This window comes from Sorangium sp. So ce302, from assembly GCF_051530145.1.
Classification (GTDB): Bacteria; Myxococcota_A; Polyangia; order Polyangiales; family Polyangiaceae; genus Sorangium; species Sorangium cellulosum_B.
In genome coordinates this window covers 8,848,700-8,862,881 of the sequence record NZ_CP150326.1, presented here as the reverse complement: position 1 = coordinate 8,862,881, position 14,182 = coordinate 8,848,700, and the positions used below count along the sequence as shown (strand labels likewise).

Genomic DNA, 14,182 nt, shown 5'->3' with positions numbered 1-14,182 from the left:
GCGGAGCTTGCTCGCCGCGCGCGCCGCACGCCGCGCGAGCGCACGTCGGCGCGGGTCAGCTCCGGATGCCTGGCGCCTCGTGTCCGCTCTGGGCGACATACTCCAGGTATCCCCCGCCATACACGCGCGGCCCGTCGGGCAGGAGCTCCAGGACGCGGTTGGACAGCGCGGCGAGGAAGCGGCGATCGTGCGAGACGAACAGCATGGTGCCCTCGAACGAGGAGAGCGCCGCGACGAGCATCTCCTTGGTCGCCATGTCGAGGTGGTTCGTCGGCTCGTCGAGCACGAGGAAGTTGGGCGGATCATAGAGCATGATCGCGAGCACGAGGCGCGCCTTCTCGCCGCCGGACAGGATGCGACAGGGCTTGTCGATATCGTCGCCCGAGAAGCCGAACGCGCCGGCGAGCGTGCGGAGCGAGCCGATCGAGGCCTGCGGGAAGCTCGCCACGATGGACTCCCAGACGGAGCGGGTCGGGTCGAGGAGCTCCATCGCGTGCTGCGCGAAATACCCCAGCTTCACACTCGCGCCGACGTTCACCCCGCCTGCGTCCGGGGCGGATGCCCCCGCGACGAGCTTGAGAAGGGTGGATTTGCCGGCGCCGTTCACGCCCATCACACACCAGCGCTCGCGGCGGCGGATCAGGAGGTCGAATCCGTCGTAGATGGAGCGCCCGCCGAAGGACTTCTTCACCCCGCTGAGCCGCGCCACGTCGTCGCCCGAGCGCGGCGCGGGCTTGAACTCGAAGCGGATCGTCCTCCTGCGCTTCGGCGGCTCGACCTTGTCGATCTTCTCCAGCTTCTTCACGCGCGACTGGACCTGCGCCGCCTTGGCGGCCTGGGCCTTGAAGCGCTCGATGAAGCGCATCTCCTTCGCGAGCATCGCCTGCTGGCGCTCGTACTGCGCCTCGGCCTGCTGCTCGTTGATGGCGCGCTGCTGCTCGTAGAACTCGTAGTTGCCGGAGTAGCTGGTGAGCTCGCCGCCGTCGATCTCGATGATCTTGGTGACGATGCGGTTCATGAACTCTCGGTCGTGCGAGGTCATGACGAGCGCCCCGGCATACTGCTTCAGGTACCCTTCGAGCCAGATGATCGACTCGATGTCGAGGTGGTTCGTCGGCTCATCGAGCAGGAGCGCGTCGGGCCTCATGAGGAGGATGCGGGCGAGCGCGACGCGCATCTTCCACCCGCCCGAGAGGGCGCCCACGTCGCCGTCCATCACGGCCTGGCTGAAGCCGAGCCCGGCGAGGATCTCGCGCGCCTTGGCGTCGAGCGCGTAGCCGCCGAGCTCTTCGTAGCGGGCCTGGGCCTGCCCGAAGCGCTCGATCAAGCTCTCCATTTCATCCATCCGCTCGGGGTCGGCGAGCGCGGCCTCGAGCTCGCGGAGCTCCGCGGCGACGTCGGAGACCGGGCCGGCGCCGTCCATGGTCTCGGCGACGGCGCTCCTGCCCTTCATCTCGCCGACGTCCTGGCTGAAGTAGCCGACGGTGACGCCGCGATCGATGGCGACCTGGCCGCCGTCGGGCGCCTCCTCCTTGGTGATCATCCGGAAGATGGTCGTCTTGCCCGAGCCGTTGGGCCCCACCAGGCCGACCTTCTCGCCGCGGTTCACCGCCGCGGAGGCCTCGAGGAAGAGGATCTGCTTGCCGTGCTGCTTGCTGATGGAATCGAGACGGATCACGAGGGGCGCTGCCGCTGGGGGCGGCTCCTTTCCGCGCCCCCTATACCAGACGGCCCGTCGCGCGATGCGGCATTTCGTCCGCCGCCGTCGGCGCCGGCGCGCGCCATGAACCGCCCGCGGTCAATCGGTGCATTGCTCGTCTTCGGGCGCATTCCGGGCGCATTGCACAGGAGCCCTTTTTTTTCTCTCCTGCTATGCGCGCGCTTTCCATCTCTTTTTCGCGCTCATCCGCGCTTGATGTCGCGCGGTCGAGGGGGCAGAAGGCCCGGCATGAGCAAGGTCCAGATCCTCTCTTATGCCGGCTGCAGCACCTGCAAGCGAGCGCTGAAGTGGCTCGGCGAGCGCGGCGTCGACGTCGCCGTGCGCCCCATCGTCGATGAGCCGCCGACGGCCGCAGAGCTCGCCCGGTGGGTCCCAGCGAGCGGGCTCTCGGTGCGCCGGTGGCTCAACACGAGCGGGCAGAGCTACCGCGCGCTCGGCAAGGCGCGGGTGGACGCCGCGAGCGACGACGACGTCACGCGGTGGCTCACCGAGGACGGGAAGCTCGTGAAGCGGCCTGTGCTGGTGAAGGGAAACCGGGTGCTCGTGGGCTTCCGCGAGGACGACTACGCCGCGCTGTTCGGCTGAGCCTCAGGGGGCCGAGGTGAAGCGGCCTCCCCGGACCTGGCTCAGCTCGAACGAGCTCTCCGGGTCCAGGTTGTTGTCCGTCGTGCCGCTGCGCGAGCGGCGGATCACGACGTCCACGTCGCAGCTCTCGGGCTCCTGCGAGCTGGTCGCCTCCAGCTTGCCCGCGTCGATGGTGTACGTCCCCGGGTCGCCCCCCACATCGAACGTCTTGGAGAAGATGCAGTCGCCCTTCACGTCGATCACCATGTCGTCCCCGGACGCGCTCGGCGACCAGGTGATCGTGAGGTCCTCGCCGCGCGGGACTGGCTCTCTGGGCAGCGCCTCGAGGTCGAACGGCTCGGGGAGCGTCCCCACGTTGTTCGTCGCGTCGTCGTCGTCCTCGTCGTCGCGGTCCAGCAGCACCTTGATCTCGGTGCCTCCTGCGCCGACGTCGACGCCAGCCTCGTAGACCCCATCGCTCTCGGCGGACATCGCGACCGCCTCGCCGTCCACGGTCGCCGAGATCCGATCTCCCGCGCTCAGGATGACGTACGTGTTGCTCTCGTCGCCGCCGGCCTTGAGGGTGGCCCGCAGGGTCGTCGACGACGCGCTCTCGGCGATCGCCTCCAGGGTCGCAGAGATCCCCCCGGTCTTGATCTGCTGCGAATCGAGCGTCTCCGTGCAGCCTGCGAGCAGACCGGAGGCTGCGACCCCGAACATGGCCATCGTGGTCTTCGTGATCATGAGTTGCCCTTTCCTCACCGCCTCACCCGCCAGGGCGCGTCGGCCTGTAGTTTTCCATGGGATACTACGCTCGGCCGCGCCCCAGGACGAGGCGCAAGGTTCCGACGGTGCGCGGCGAGGCGGTCGTGGATTTCCCTTGGACGTCGCATCGCAACGCGGCTTCGAGGCGGCGTGAGCGTGCGCCGCGCTACCGTGCGCGCGCGAAGGCGGCGACAGGCGCGGGCTGGTTCACCACTGGCTGCGCACCACGACGCCGCCGCCGGTCGGTCCCGCGAGCAGCGACCAGCTCATCGCGCCTGCTGGGTGGTAGGGCGCGGCGCCGGCCTGCGCGCCGGTAGTCGCGCTGGCCTGCGAACCGGACGAGGAGGGCTCCGTCAGGAGGAGCACGAGCGCCGTGCCGGCCAGCGCCGCCCCGGCGCCGAAGCCGATCGTGCTCACCAGCCCCAGGTCCTTCGCGCGCTTTCCAGCGGCCTTCCCTTCGGCGGTCTTGCATACCGCCCTGCCGGAGCCGACGTCGTCGCAGTCCTCCTCCGCGTGGCGGCCCTCGCTGAGCGCCATGGCTCCCGTCACTCCCCCGGCGATCAGCCCGCCCAAGGCGAGCCCGCCCGTCACGTACGTCAGCACGCGCCGGCCGCTGGTCCCGGTCGGCGCCGGCGTCCGCGACGCGCCCTCGTCGTGCCGTGACGGCGGCGGGGCGGACTGCTGAGGCGGCTGATCCGCCGGCGTCGCCGGGGGCGGCGCCTCCGGGAGCTTCACCTCGAGCTCGATCGTCTTCTCCTCCGACTTCTCGATCGTGAACCGCACCTCGTGGGTGGGCCCGCCCGGCGCCTTCGTCGTCACGACGTGCTCGCCCGGGTTGACGGGGAGCGCGATCCCGAGCGAAGGCCCCTCCAGCGTGATGCCGTCGCGCTGGACCATCGTCCCGGCGGGCGCGTCGGCCGGCAGCGACAGCGTGAGCTGTGGCACGAGCGGCACGAGCGCGTCGCGCTGCTCGAGCACGAGCTTGTAGCGATCGTACTGCTTGAGCTGCTCGGACTCGGATAGGCGGGAGTAGAGCGAAAGGAAGTCGTTGTAGCGCGCGACCGCGGTCGCGGTGCGCCCCCACTTGGCCTCGCACTCGGCGAGCGTGAACAGCCGCCCTGCGCGAGGATCGAGCCGGTAGCTCTCGGTGAGGGCAGGGCATCCGGTCTGGAACTTCCCCGCCAGCATGTCCGCGAGGCCGCGGTTGAAGAGCGACTCGGCCACGGCCACGGCGTCAGGCTGCGCGTTCGCCGGCGCGGTGACAGCAATGCACAGTAGTCCGCTCAAGACGGACCCGGGCCAGAAGGTTCGCATCGGAGGTAACATGAGATACCTCCTTTGGGACCGCCCCAGGCAAAAAATCAGCGGGTTGTGGGGCCGCGCTCAGTCTGCGCCGTAGAGCGACTCCCGGGGTTTCGCCGCGGGGGCGGCGGAGGCGGTCGGCGCGATCTTGCGCCAGGCGCCGGGCGGCGGCGCCGGGGTGCGCGGCGCCGGCGAGGCCTTCGCGCTCGCCAACACTTCGGGAGCGATCGCCAGGCTGCTGTTCGCGGGCGGCGCGGCGGCGGGGCTCGCCGGCGCCGCGAGGTCGGTCGACCTGGGCGTGCCGGCCTCCTTGCCGGCCTCCTCGGGGCGGGCTGCGCCCGGGGCGGCATCGGGCGGCGTGGAGGGCGGCGCGACGGCCGCAGCCTGCGCCGCCTGCGCGTGCTCGGTGGGGCCGGGGGCCGGGGACCTGCCCTTGCTGAACGCGGCGAAGGCGAGGGCGCTGCCGCCGACCAGGGCGATGGCCGCGACGACGAGCGCGGATCGGCTCCGCGGCGCCGCGGTGGTGCCGGTGCCGGTGCCGACCCGGGTCTCCACGCCCGTGCTGGACGACTGGGCGGCCACCGGCATCGACGACCCGGGCCCCTGGCTGGCATGGCTATACCGCGGGATCGGCGTCTCCAGCGCGGCCAGGCGCGACGACCTGACCGTCATGGGGGCGATGTCGAAGACCTCGGCGAGCGCCTCCACCGTGGACGAAGCGGTCGGGAAGCGCGCCCCGGGCTCGCGCGCCGTCGCCTTCGCGAACCACGCGTCGAAGCCCGGGGGCAGCTTCACCCCCTCCTTCTCCGCGCGCACGGACGGGGGCTCCTGCGGGCCGTGCATCGCGATCACCGCGAACGCCAGCGAGTTACTGTACTCGCGCATGTCGTTCAGCCAGTAGGCCTTGCCGACGAGGGTCGTATACGCGATCATGCCGAGCGCGAAGAGATCGACCGCCCGCGTGATCGTCTCGCCGCTGAACTGCTCGGGCGCCATGTAGAGCGGCGTCCCGAGGGCGGCGGTGTTCGCCCCTTCGACAGCCGTCTCGGCGACCAGCTTTGCGATGCCGAAGTCAAGCACCTTGATCCGGATCTCGTCGTCGTCGTCGCTCGCCGCGAGGAAGAGGTTCGCGGGCTTCAGATCGCGGTGGACCACGCCGGCCGCGTGCGTTTTGTCCAGGGCGTGCGCGGTCTGGCGCAGGTAGGCGATGGCGTTCTCCGGCGGCAGGCGCCCGCCGCGGCGGATGCGCTTGCTGAGCTCCTCGCCGCGGAGCAGCTCCATCACGAGGAACGGCATGCCGGTGTCCAGGTCGATCCCGGCGTCGAACACCTCGACGATGTGCTCGGTCGCTATGCGCGCGGCGATGCGCGCCTCGAGCTTGAACCGCGCGTGGAACTCGGGGTTCTCGGCGAGGTGCGGGTGCATGACCTTGAGCGCCCGCCGCCGATCCGTCTCGACGTGGACGACCTCGTAGACCGCCCCCATCGCACCCGTCGCGATGCTGCGCACGACGCGGTACCTACCAGCGAACAGCATCCCCTCGTTGAAGTTCAGCGACATAGTCTCACCCGCGTCGAACGAGGTTACACCACCTGGTCGGACGGCCGCACTCGTTAACTTGCAGACCTTACAAACTTGTGGGCCGTAAGACTCCCCACATGGAACTCCCCAATGTAGGCGCGTTCGTTAGATCTGCGCGCACCAGGTAACAGGTAAGCGCCCTGCGCTGATTGGCGCCGCTTGCGCCGCTCGCGCGGAGCCCCGACCGTCGTCGCGAGAAGATCCCGTGATTCCGTGGCTTACGGGGCTCTCCAGCGGTGATGTGGTGCCCGTCCGTTCTGATCGTTTTTCACGACAGACACATCGATATCGTCAGATGCACGGGCGGAGCGCGGGCGCCGCCTGTCCCGTCAGAGCACGAGCACCGCCAGCAGCCGGGGCCCGTGGAACACGTCGAACCCACCGAGTTCGAGCTTGCGACCGATCGTGTAGATCGTCTCGTCTCCGCGTCTGGTCGCGTGGATGCTCGATAGGATACCCTGGCCGATCGCCTCCACGTTGTAGGACAGCTCGGTGAGCAGGCGGAGCCGGCTGAGGTACGAAGTCAAGCGGAGCCGGAGCCCCACCGACACATTGCCGGAGAGCGCGATCATCGTCGCCTCGTCGACCTCGCGCGGGGCGCCGGGGACCGCGGGATCCGCGGAGAAGGCGTAGCGCACCGGGCCGGCGCCGCCGTAGAGGCCGAGATCGCCGAACGGCGCGAGCCGCGGCCACTCGCCGTTGCCCATCCGCACGCTGAAGCCGCCCTGGTAAAACCGCGACGTCACGCTCTGGGCGGGGCTTTGCCGCTCGAAGACGTAGACGTCGCCCTCGCCCGGGTCCCGCTCGCGGAGCGCATAGAAGATGCGCGGGAGCTTGTAGTCGATGTACCTGAAGCCCGCGAGCAGCTCCTCGAGGTAGAGGTCGTCCGCGGCCTCCGGGAAGAGCTTCGTCAGGTCGAAGCCGACGTCGATCTGGCGGAGCAAGAGCTGGAAGGGGGCGCTGGCGACGGCGCCGGCGTCGCGGTCGGTCGCCGGATCGACGGCGAGCTCGGTCACGTTCCCGGCGGTGAAGCGCGCGATCTTGAGGCTCGTGCTCACGCCGGCGAGGTCGGCGCCGATGTCGAAGACGTCGCTCGCGAAGCCGTTCAGCCCGAGGAGCCTGCCGAGCGAGCCGTCGTACTGGATGTCGCCGCCCGACGAGAACAGCCGGTCGGTCTTGAAGCCGGCGTTGAGGCGCGCAGCGTCGCGCGCGTGGTCGAAGTCGTACGTGAGCAGCGCCCGGCCGCCGACCATGAACACAGGATCGACGTCGTAGGCGAGCCGCCGCGTCCTGCCCCGGTAATCGTTGACGCCGCCGGAGGAGCCCGCGCTCGCGAGCTGGTGGAAGAACAGGAGCTCGACGTCGCCCTTCAGCTTCAGGTGGACGGCGTCGAGGCTGATCGCCCGGCCCTGCTCGAGCAGGCCCTCCTGCGCCTCGAAGCCCGCCGTGTCCTCGAGCGGCGTCTGCGCCGGCGCGGAGAGCGCCTCGGCGCAGGCGGAGAGCGCCGCGCGCTGCTCCTCGAGCACCCTGGAGATCGCCTCCGCGCGCGCCACGGCGGCCCTGTAGCCGGGCTCGTCCCGCGCCACCCGCCGGGCCTGCTTCACGACGTACGGCGCCACGGCGAGCGCCTCGATGTGCATTCGCAGGACGAACGACAGCACATGGAGGGCGTCGCGCGCGATCGTCCGGGCGGGCTCCTGCCCTGCGCTCGCCGCGCGGAGCGCGGCGGCGGCGAAAGCGACGTCCCGGTGCGCTCCGGCGAGCGCCCGCCGCCGCGCGCCGGCCCTCGCCTTCGCGGCGGCGATCTCGGGCGTGTCGGGGAAGCCGAGGGGCCTCCCGGCCGAGAGCCGCTCGACGCTCCGCTCCTCGGCGGCGAGCGCCCGCGCGTGCTCGGCGAGCGCCTGCCACGCGGCCGGCAGGCGGCTCGCGGCGCGAGCCTCGCGCGACGGCGCCGCGAGCTCCGCGAGCGCGTCGAAGAGGCGCGCGAACGCGGGCGGCGCGCCGCGCTCACCGCGCGCCGCCGCGCGGGCGAGCGCCTCGTCGAGCTTCGCGCGGTAGAGCTTGGCGAGCGGGACCTCGTGCTCTCCGTCGTAGGGGGGCGTCTTCTCGAGGCGCGCGCGGAGCCGCTCGCCCTCGTCGTCGTCGAGGCGGAGCGCCGCGATCCACGCGTCACCCGGGGAGTACGGGGTGCTCGAGAGGACCTCGTCGGCAAGCCAGGCCGCTCGCTCCAGATCCGCGGCGCGATCGTCGATGATGGCGCGGCGGGCGTCCTCGTTCGCGAAGGCGCGGGCGGCGCGGGCGTTGTACGTGGTTGGCCCGCAGGCCGAGGCTGCCGCGGAGGCGAGGAGCAGGAGGCCTGCGAGCGCCGGGCCCGGTCGCATCGGCGAGAGCCTACCATGGCGTGCGAGCGCACTGGACGCCGCGCCGCCGGCCTGCTCAGAATGCGCGGCCGTGGCTCCCAGCCGACCCAGCGAGATCGACGGCGCGCGGGCCCGCGGCCTGCGATTCGTGGCTCGCGGCTTGCTGACCCGTCGTCCTGGCCGCGCAGCAGTGCGGTCGCTGGCGGCGAAAGAGCCACGTGTGAAGGAGAAGAACCGGGATGAATGATGCCACATCCAGCTGCGACATCGGCATGATCGGGCTGGCCGTCATGGGCGAGAACGTCGCGCTCAACATGGCCGACCACGGGTTCAAGGTGGCCGTGTACAACCGCACGGTGCAGGTCGCGAAGGACTTCGTCGCGAGGAACCCGAGCACGCCCGGCGGCCTGGTCTGCTGCGAGACGCTGAAGGACTTCGTCCGCGCGCTGAAGAAGCCGCGCAAGGCGGTGATCCTGGTCAAGGCCGGTCCGCCGGTGGACATGGTGGTCAAGCAGCTCATCGAGGCGGGCGTCGAGCCGGACGATATCGTCGTCGATCTGGGCAACTCGCTCTGGACCGACACGATCCGCCGGGAGCAGGAGTACGCGAAGCAGTGCAAGTTCTTCGGCTCGGGCGTCTCCGGCGGCGAGGTGGGGGCGCGCTTCGGCCCCTCGCTGATGCCCGGCGGTGATCCCGCGTCCTGGCAGCACCTGGAGCCGATCTGGCGCGCGATCGCCGCCAAGGTCGATCCGGCGACCGGCAAGCCGATCGAGGGCGCGTCCCCCGGCAAGCCGGTGGAGGGCGGGGTCCCCTGCACGGCGTACATCGGGCCGAACGGCGCGGGCCATTACGTGAAGATGGTCCACAACGGCATCGAGTACATCGACATGCAGCTCATCTGCGAGGCGTACACGCTCCTCGACGGGCTGCTCGGGATGTCGAAGGACGAGATGTCTCGGGTCTTCTCCGAGTGGAACAGCGGAGATCTCGACTCGTACCTCATCCAGATCACCGCCGATATCCTCCAGCAGAAGGACCCTGTCCAGAAGGACAAGCCGTTCGTCGATTTCGTCCTCGACACGGCGGGGCAGAAGGGCACGGGCAAGTGGACGAGCAGCAACGCGCTCGACATGGGCATTCCTGCGAACGCCATTGCGGAGGCGGTGTTCGCCCGTTGCCTCTCTGCGCTGAAGGACGAGCGCGTCGAGGCCTCGAAGCAGCTCTCTGGCCCGACCCCGACCCCGGTCGCGGACCGGCAGGGGACGATCACGGCGATCCGCGACGCGCTGTATTGCTCGAAGATCTGCGCCTACGCGCAGGGCTTCCAGCTCATGGCGGCGGCGCAGGCGGAGTACAAGTGGACGCTTGATTTCGGCACGATCGCGAGCATCTGGCGCGGCGGCTGCATCATCCGCGCCCGCTTCCTCCAGAAGATCACGGAGGCGTACACGCGCAACCCTGGCCTGACGAACCTGCTGCTCGATCCGTACTTCAACGATCAGATCAAGCAGGGGCAGGCGAACTGGCGCAAGGTGGTGTCGATCGCAGCGCAGAACGGCGTCTGGGCGCCTGCGTTCATGTCGGCCCTGTCGTATTACGACGGGTACCGTGCGGCCCACCTGCCTGCAAATCTCCTGCAGGCTCAGCGAGACTACTTCGGGGCGCACACCTACGAGCGCACGGATCAGCCGCGCGGCAAGTTCTTCCACCTCGACTGGCCGCACCCCTCCCGTCCTCAGCTGGACATCAAGGGCACCGGCGGCGGGCACTGACGCCCGACGCGATCCCCGTCCTCCTCGCCTCTCCGCCACCGTCCTCCCGCCTCCGTGGACGCCCGTGTCGATGATCGGCTCGGCCATCGGAGCCCCTGCTCGTCGTCCGGTTCAGCGCGACATGGACGAGAAAGCCGCACAGGAGCGCGTTGATGGCCGGAATGCCGGCGTGGATGAGGTATCCCGCCGCCACCCCGCCTGCCCAGGCGAGGAGCGGGCGAAGGCTCATGGACTCCACGTGCGGGGGAAGCGTACCGGCGGATCGGGCGTGCGCGAGCGCAGCGCGATGTCGGCGCACGACGTAATATTCGGCGATCATGATGCCGGCGACAGGCGGGAAAGCGACCCCGAGCAGCGTGAGAAATCCGACGAGGTGCTCCAGGATCCCGGCGATCGAGAGCGCCGTCCCCGCCGCACCCACCGCGAGCGTCATCGCGCTCCGCGGGACGTGTCGGCCCGTCGCCTGATAAACCGTGGTCACCAGGCTGAGGGAGGCCGAGTACAGATTCCAGTCGTTGATCTTCAACGTGGCCGTCACGAGGATCGCCGCGCCGACGACCCCGACCTCCGTCGTCACGATGTGGACGACATCCGCGCTCTGGACGGCGTGCGCCAGGAGCACGCCGGTGAGGCCGATCGTGTACTCACCGAGGGTCACCCCGACGAGCGTCTGCTTTACCACGTCGGCCGCCGAACGGTTGTAGCGGGTCATGTCCGGGGTGAGGACCGCACCCACGATGAACCCGCCGGCCACCAGGGTCGCGCCGGCCGCGACGCTCATGGGCTCTCCTGGCGGAGGCATCGCTATGAGGTCGGCCAGCTCGTGCCGGGCGAGGGCGCTCCGGATCGCCCAGGCGCTGAGGGCAAGAAAGAGTGGAACCGTGATGTACGAGGTCCAGGCCATCGAGCTGAACCCGTAGATCACGATCAATGTGACGGCGGCCCCGGTGAGGACGCAATAGACCCACAGCGGCACCTGCGTGCCGGCGAGCGCGGCGAGGCCCTTGGCAAAGATGGCGTTCTGGACACCGAACCACCCGACCAGGCTGACCGCCGTGCACAGGCCGAACAGAGACGAGCCGTGACGTCCCAGGCCGGTCCACTGGGCGAGGACATACGTGGACAGGCCCTCTCGCTGGCCAGCGACTCCGGTGAGCACCGCGACGATCTCCAGGAGGACGACACCCAGCGTCAGCGCCCAGAAGGCGCCCCAGAAGGTCATGTGGAAGCCGAGCGTGGCGCCGAGGAGGAGCTGCGACAGCGCGGAGAGCTCGCCGAACCGCTGGACGGCGACGCTCCACCACGGGTAGCGCTCGGCCTCGGGCACCCGGGCAAGGGGGAAGTCGTCGCGCCCGATCATGCCCTAGCGCCGCGCCTTCGCTGTGGTCCCGCGGCCGTGGTGCTGGCCCGCGCGCGGCGCCTCGCGTGTCTCGCGTCCGTCGCGCGCGCTCACGGCTCGCTCTCCTCGAGGGGGACGAAATCGAGATCGATGCCGAAGGCGCGGGGCCCGAAGACCTCCAGCGCCTCGGGTGTGCGCAGGAGCGGCGGCGCCGCCACGCCGATGACCTTCACCTGCTGCCCGTAGCGCAGCGCCTCCGTGGTGATCGGCTCCGCGGTCTCGCGATCCAGGATACATACGAGATCAGGCACGCTGCACAGGACGCGCGTCCCGACGCGGGCGACCAGATTCTCGTTCTGGATCAGCACCTCCAGCGTCTCCCCGGAGCCCTCGGTGTCCCGGAGTTGCACCCAGCCCCTGGCGAAGCCCTCCGTGGTGCGGCGGTAGACCTCGACCACCTTGCCAGTCCAGAGGACGCGGCCGTGACGGTAGGGCGTCTCTCGGAGGGCACCGACGAGGCGATCGAACGGATCTCTGTGCTGCTCGTTCGCCTCCCGGATCGCCTTCCCGAGCGCCAGGCAGACGCCCAGGGTGCCGCCGATCGCCGCTCGCCGCACCGTCGGCCCATCCATGGGGTACTCGGCGGTGTGCGCGCAGCCTCCCATGCGGATCGTGATGCCGCGGGAGATCCACTCCATCTTGAAGTTGTCGCAGGCCGTGAGGATCACCGTGTCGCCGTGCTCGTCCGTGATGGCCATCGGCGTTCCGGGGACGCCGTGGACATGAAATGTCACCTGATACATGTTGGGAAAGGCGCGGCCCATTCCGTCGGCGTCCACGACCGGCAGCCCGAGCTGCGCTCCCACGATGAGCGGCACGGTCGAGTTCATCCCGCCCGCCTCGGCGGGCATGGTGCATGTCGCCCGGACGCCGAGGAATGCCTCCAGCCGGCGCAGCGAGAGCGCGTTCTCGTCGCCGCGCGGTAACTTCTCGATGAGGCAGGTCGGAGCGCCCATCATCCCCGTAGGGATCACGTAATCTCCGTCTCCCACCTCCGCGAGGTGGACGATCTCCACGCGGCGCCCTTCCTCCATCACGCGCTCGAGCATCAGCCGGCCGATATAGGTATCTCCGCCGCCGCCCGTGCCGAGGAAGGCGGCGCCGAGGGACAGGTCGGGCAGGTCCTTGCGCTCCAGCACGAATCCCATCCCAGCCTCCTCACCCGTTCCGTAGATCGCCGATCGCCTTGACCCGGATCCGGGTCGCGTTGGACGGCAGGTAGGCGAGCGGCACCTCCTCGATGTCGAGGAGGTGGATGCTGGCCGGGTCAGCGCCTGCGGCCGAGGCCTTCGCGATCGCCTCCGCCTGCGCCTCTGCCAGCGCGTCGTCCCGGGATCGGCTCTCCAGGTTGACGACCCGGTCCACCTCGCCGGACACGTGCGCGATGGCGGCGCCGACTGCGTTGGCGACCTCGGCGTGCCGAGGCCTGACGATCTCGGAGGTCCCCTGGAGCGGCCTGCAAATCAGCAGGGAGCCCCCGCCCACCAGGACGACCGGAATGTCCGCCGCCGCGGGCTTGCCCCGATCGATGGCGGCCTCGATCATCTCGTGGATCCGCAGCGCCGCGCGTGCGACGAGCTCGTCTGGGAGGTGCGCGACTTTCGCGCGGTCGCCAATGACAGCGCACCCTGCGGCCACGGCGATGTCCGTGGCGGTCAGCGTGTCGCCCCCGAACACCAGCGCTCGCTGTGTCAGCTCGTGGCCGGTGCTTCGCGGCCCGATCCGCAGAGGTCCGTCGAGCACATGGCTCCCGCCGCCGAGCCCGATGGACAGGACGTCGGGCATGCGGAAGTTGCAGCGCACGCCAGCCACCCGCAGCGTCATCGACGCTTCGCGCGGCAGCCCGCGGCGCAGCGCGCCCACGTCGGTCGTGGTGCCGCCGATATCGACCACCATCGCGTCCGTGAGGCCCGTGAGGAAAGCGGCGCCGCGCATCGAGTTCGTGGGGCCCGAGCACAAGGTGAAGGCCGGATAGCGCTCCGCCCGGTCGGAGCTCATCAGGGTGCCGTCGTTCTGGGTGAGATAGAGCGGCGCCAAGACGCCGGCCTGCGCCAAGGCGAGGTGGAACGCTCGGATCGTCGTCGTCGAAACGTCCTTGAGGCAGGCGTTCAAAATGGCGGCGTTCTCCCGCTCGAGGAGCCCCATCCGGCCAATCTCGTGCGACAGGCTGAGGGACGCGTCCGGCAGCACCTCCCGCAGGATCGCCGCGGCCTCGAGCTCGGCCTCGGGGTTGACGGGTGAAAAGACGCTGGCGATCGCGACGGAGCGGAGGCCTCTCCGGCCGATCTCCCGGGCGATGCGGCGCAGCTCGCCAGCCTCGACGGGCGACAGCTGGCGACCATCGAACTCGTGACCTCCATGGGCCAGAAACACGTGGTCGCCAAGCGCCCTGCGCAGATCGCAAGGCCAGTCCACCATCGGCGGCAGCGCCGCGGTCGCCGGCAGCCCGAGCCGCACCGCCGCGACCTCCTGCAGCCGGCGGCGCTCCACGAGCGCATTCGTGAAATGGGTGGTGCCGAGCATGACGCCGCGGATCTGGCCGACCGGCACCCGCGCTCGTTCCAAGAGGCGGCCCACGGCCTCGAGGACACCGCCGCTCACGTCGGCCGTGGTCGGCACCTTGAACTTTGCCACGACCTCCGCGCCGTCCATCATGACGGCGTCGGTGTTGGTCCCGCCCACGTCGATCCCCATGCGCATGAACAAGCACCTCCACCTG

10 protein-coding genes are annotated in these 14,182 nt (G+C 70.2%); 2 read left to right on the top strand and 8 right to left on the bottom strand.

The annotated features are described in order from the left end of the window. Window positions 1-55 precede the first annotated feature (55 nt). Window positions 56-1,678, bottom strand: coding sequence for a ribosomal protection-like ABC-F family protein (gene abc-f, locus WME73_RS33525; protein WP_437740415.1), 1,623 nt, complete (start codon window positions 1,676-1,678; stop codon window positions 56-58). 270 nt (window positions 1,679-1,948) lie between these two features. Between abc-f and WME73_RS33520 the strand changes: the two genes are divergently transcribed. Beyond that, window positions 1,949-2,305 (top strand): Spx/MgsR family RNA polymerase-binding regulatory protein, encoded by a 357-nt coding sequence (locus WME73_RS33520; RefSeq protein WP_044966189.1) that lies wholly within the window; start codon window positions 1,949-1,951, stop codon window positions 2,303-2,305. Window positions 2,306-2,308: 3 nt separating this feature from the next. Here the strand turns inward: WME73_RS33520 and WME73_RS33515 are convergent, their stop codons facing one another. The 4 genes from WME73_RS33515 to WME73_RS33500 all read right to left on the bottom strand — a co-directional run bounded on the left by WME73_RS33515 (window position 2,309) and on the right by WME73_RS33500 (window position 8,313). After that, a complete protein-coding gene (locus WME73_RS33515) occupies window positions 2,309-3,028 on the bottom strand; it encodes a hypothetical protein (RefSeq protein ID WP_437912159.1) in 720 nt (239 codons plus the stop codon). Between the two features lie 228 nt (window positions 3,029-3,256). Further along, window positions 3,257-4,336, bottom strand: a complete 1,080-nt coding sequence (locus WME73_RS33510; RefSeq protein WP_437740413.1) for a hypothetical protein — start codon at window positions 4,334-4,336, stop codon at window positions 3,257-3,259. Window positions 4,337-4,432: 96 nt separating this feature from the next. After that, window positions 4,433-5,911, bottom strand: coding sequence for a serine/threonine protein kinase (locus WME73_RS33505; protein WP_437912158.1), 1,479 nt, complete (start codon window positions 5,909-5,911; stop codon window positions 4,433-4,435). Window positions 5,912-6,261: 350 nt separating this feature from the next. After that, window positions 6,262-8,313: a hypothetical protein gene (locus tag WME73_RS33500; RefSeq protein WP_437912157.1), complete on the bottom strand. Its 2,052-nt coding sequence runs from the start codon at window positions 8,311-8,313 to the stop codon at window positions 6,262-6,264. 218 nt (window positions 8,314-8,531) lie between these two features. Between WME73_RS33500 and gndA the strand changes: the two genes are divergently transcribed. Beyond that, window positions 8,532-10,064: an NADP-dependent phosphogluconate dehydrogenase gene (gndA, locus tag WME73_RS33495; protein WP_437912156.1), complete on the top strand. Its 1,533-nt coding sequence runs from the start codon at window positions 8,532-8,534 to the stop codon at window positions 10,062-10,064. On the opposite strand, the gene WME73_RS33490 is transcribed toward gndA, so the two are convergent. From WME73_RS33490 to WME73_RS33480, 3 genes are all read right to left on the bottom strand, one after another. Next, complete coding sequence (locus WME73_RS33490) at window positions 10,039-11,424, bottom strand: purine-cytosine permease family protein (protein WP_437912154.1); 1,386 nt, start codon at window positions 11,422-11,424, stop codon at window positions 10,039-10,041. The two genes, gndA and WME73_RS33490, sit on opposite strands and share 26 nt — an antisense overlap. Before the next feature lie 89 nt (window positions 11,425-11,513). Then, complete coding sequence (locus WME73_RS33485; RefSeq protein ID WP_437912153.1) at window positions 11,514-12,611, bottom strand: DUF917 domain-containing protein; 1,098 nt, start codon at window positions 12,609-12,611, stop codon at window positions 11,514-11,516. A 10-nt stretch (window positions 12,612-12,621) separates the two neighbouring features. Continuing rightward, window positions 12,622-14,163: a hydantoinase/oxoprolinase N-terminal domain-containing protein gene (locus WME73_RS33480; RefSeq protein ID WP_437912152.1), complete on the bottom strand. Its 1,542-nt coding sequence runs from the start codon at window positions 14,161-14,163 to the stop codon at window positions 12,622-12,624. Between the last annotated feature and the right edge of the window lie 19 nt (window positions 14,164-14,182).

Bases quoted from the DNA above. Each gene is read 5' to 3' on its own strand.
- WME73_RS33520 (WP_044966189.1), top strand. From the start codon at position 1,949: ATGAGCAAGGTCCAGATCCTCTCTTATGCCGGCTGCAGCACCTGCAAG.
- WME73_RS33480 (WP_437912152.1), bottom strand. From the start codon at position 14,163: ATGCGCATGGGGATCGACGTGGGCGGGACCAACACCGACGCCGTCATG.
- WME73_RS33490 (WP_437912154.1), bottom strand. From the start codon at position 11,424: ATGATCGGGCGCGACGACTTCCCCCTTGCCCGGGTGCCCGAGGCCGAG.
- WME73_RS33515 (WP_437912159.1), bottom strand. From the start codon at position 3,028: ATGATCACGAAGACCACGATGGCCATGTTCGGGGTCGCAGCCTCCGGT.
- WME73_RS33485 (WP_437912153.1), bottom strand. From the start codon at position 12,611: ATGGGATTCGTGCTGGAGCGCAAGGACCTGCCCGACCTGTCCCTCGGC.
- WME73_RS33500 (WP_437912157.1), bottom strand. From the start codon at position 8,313: ATGCGACCGGGCCCGGCGCTCGCAGGCCTCCTGCTCCTCGCCTCCGCG.
- gndA (WP_437912156.1), top strand. From the start codon at position 8,532: ATGAATGATGCCACATCCAGCTGCGACATCGGCATGATCGGGCTGGCC.
- WME73_RS33505 (WP_437912158.1), bottom strand. From the start codon at position 5,911: ATGTCGCTGAACTTCAACGAGGGGATGCTGTTCGCTGGTAGGTACCGC.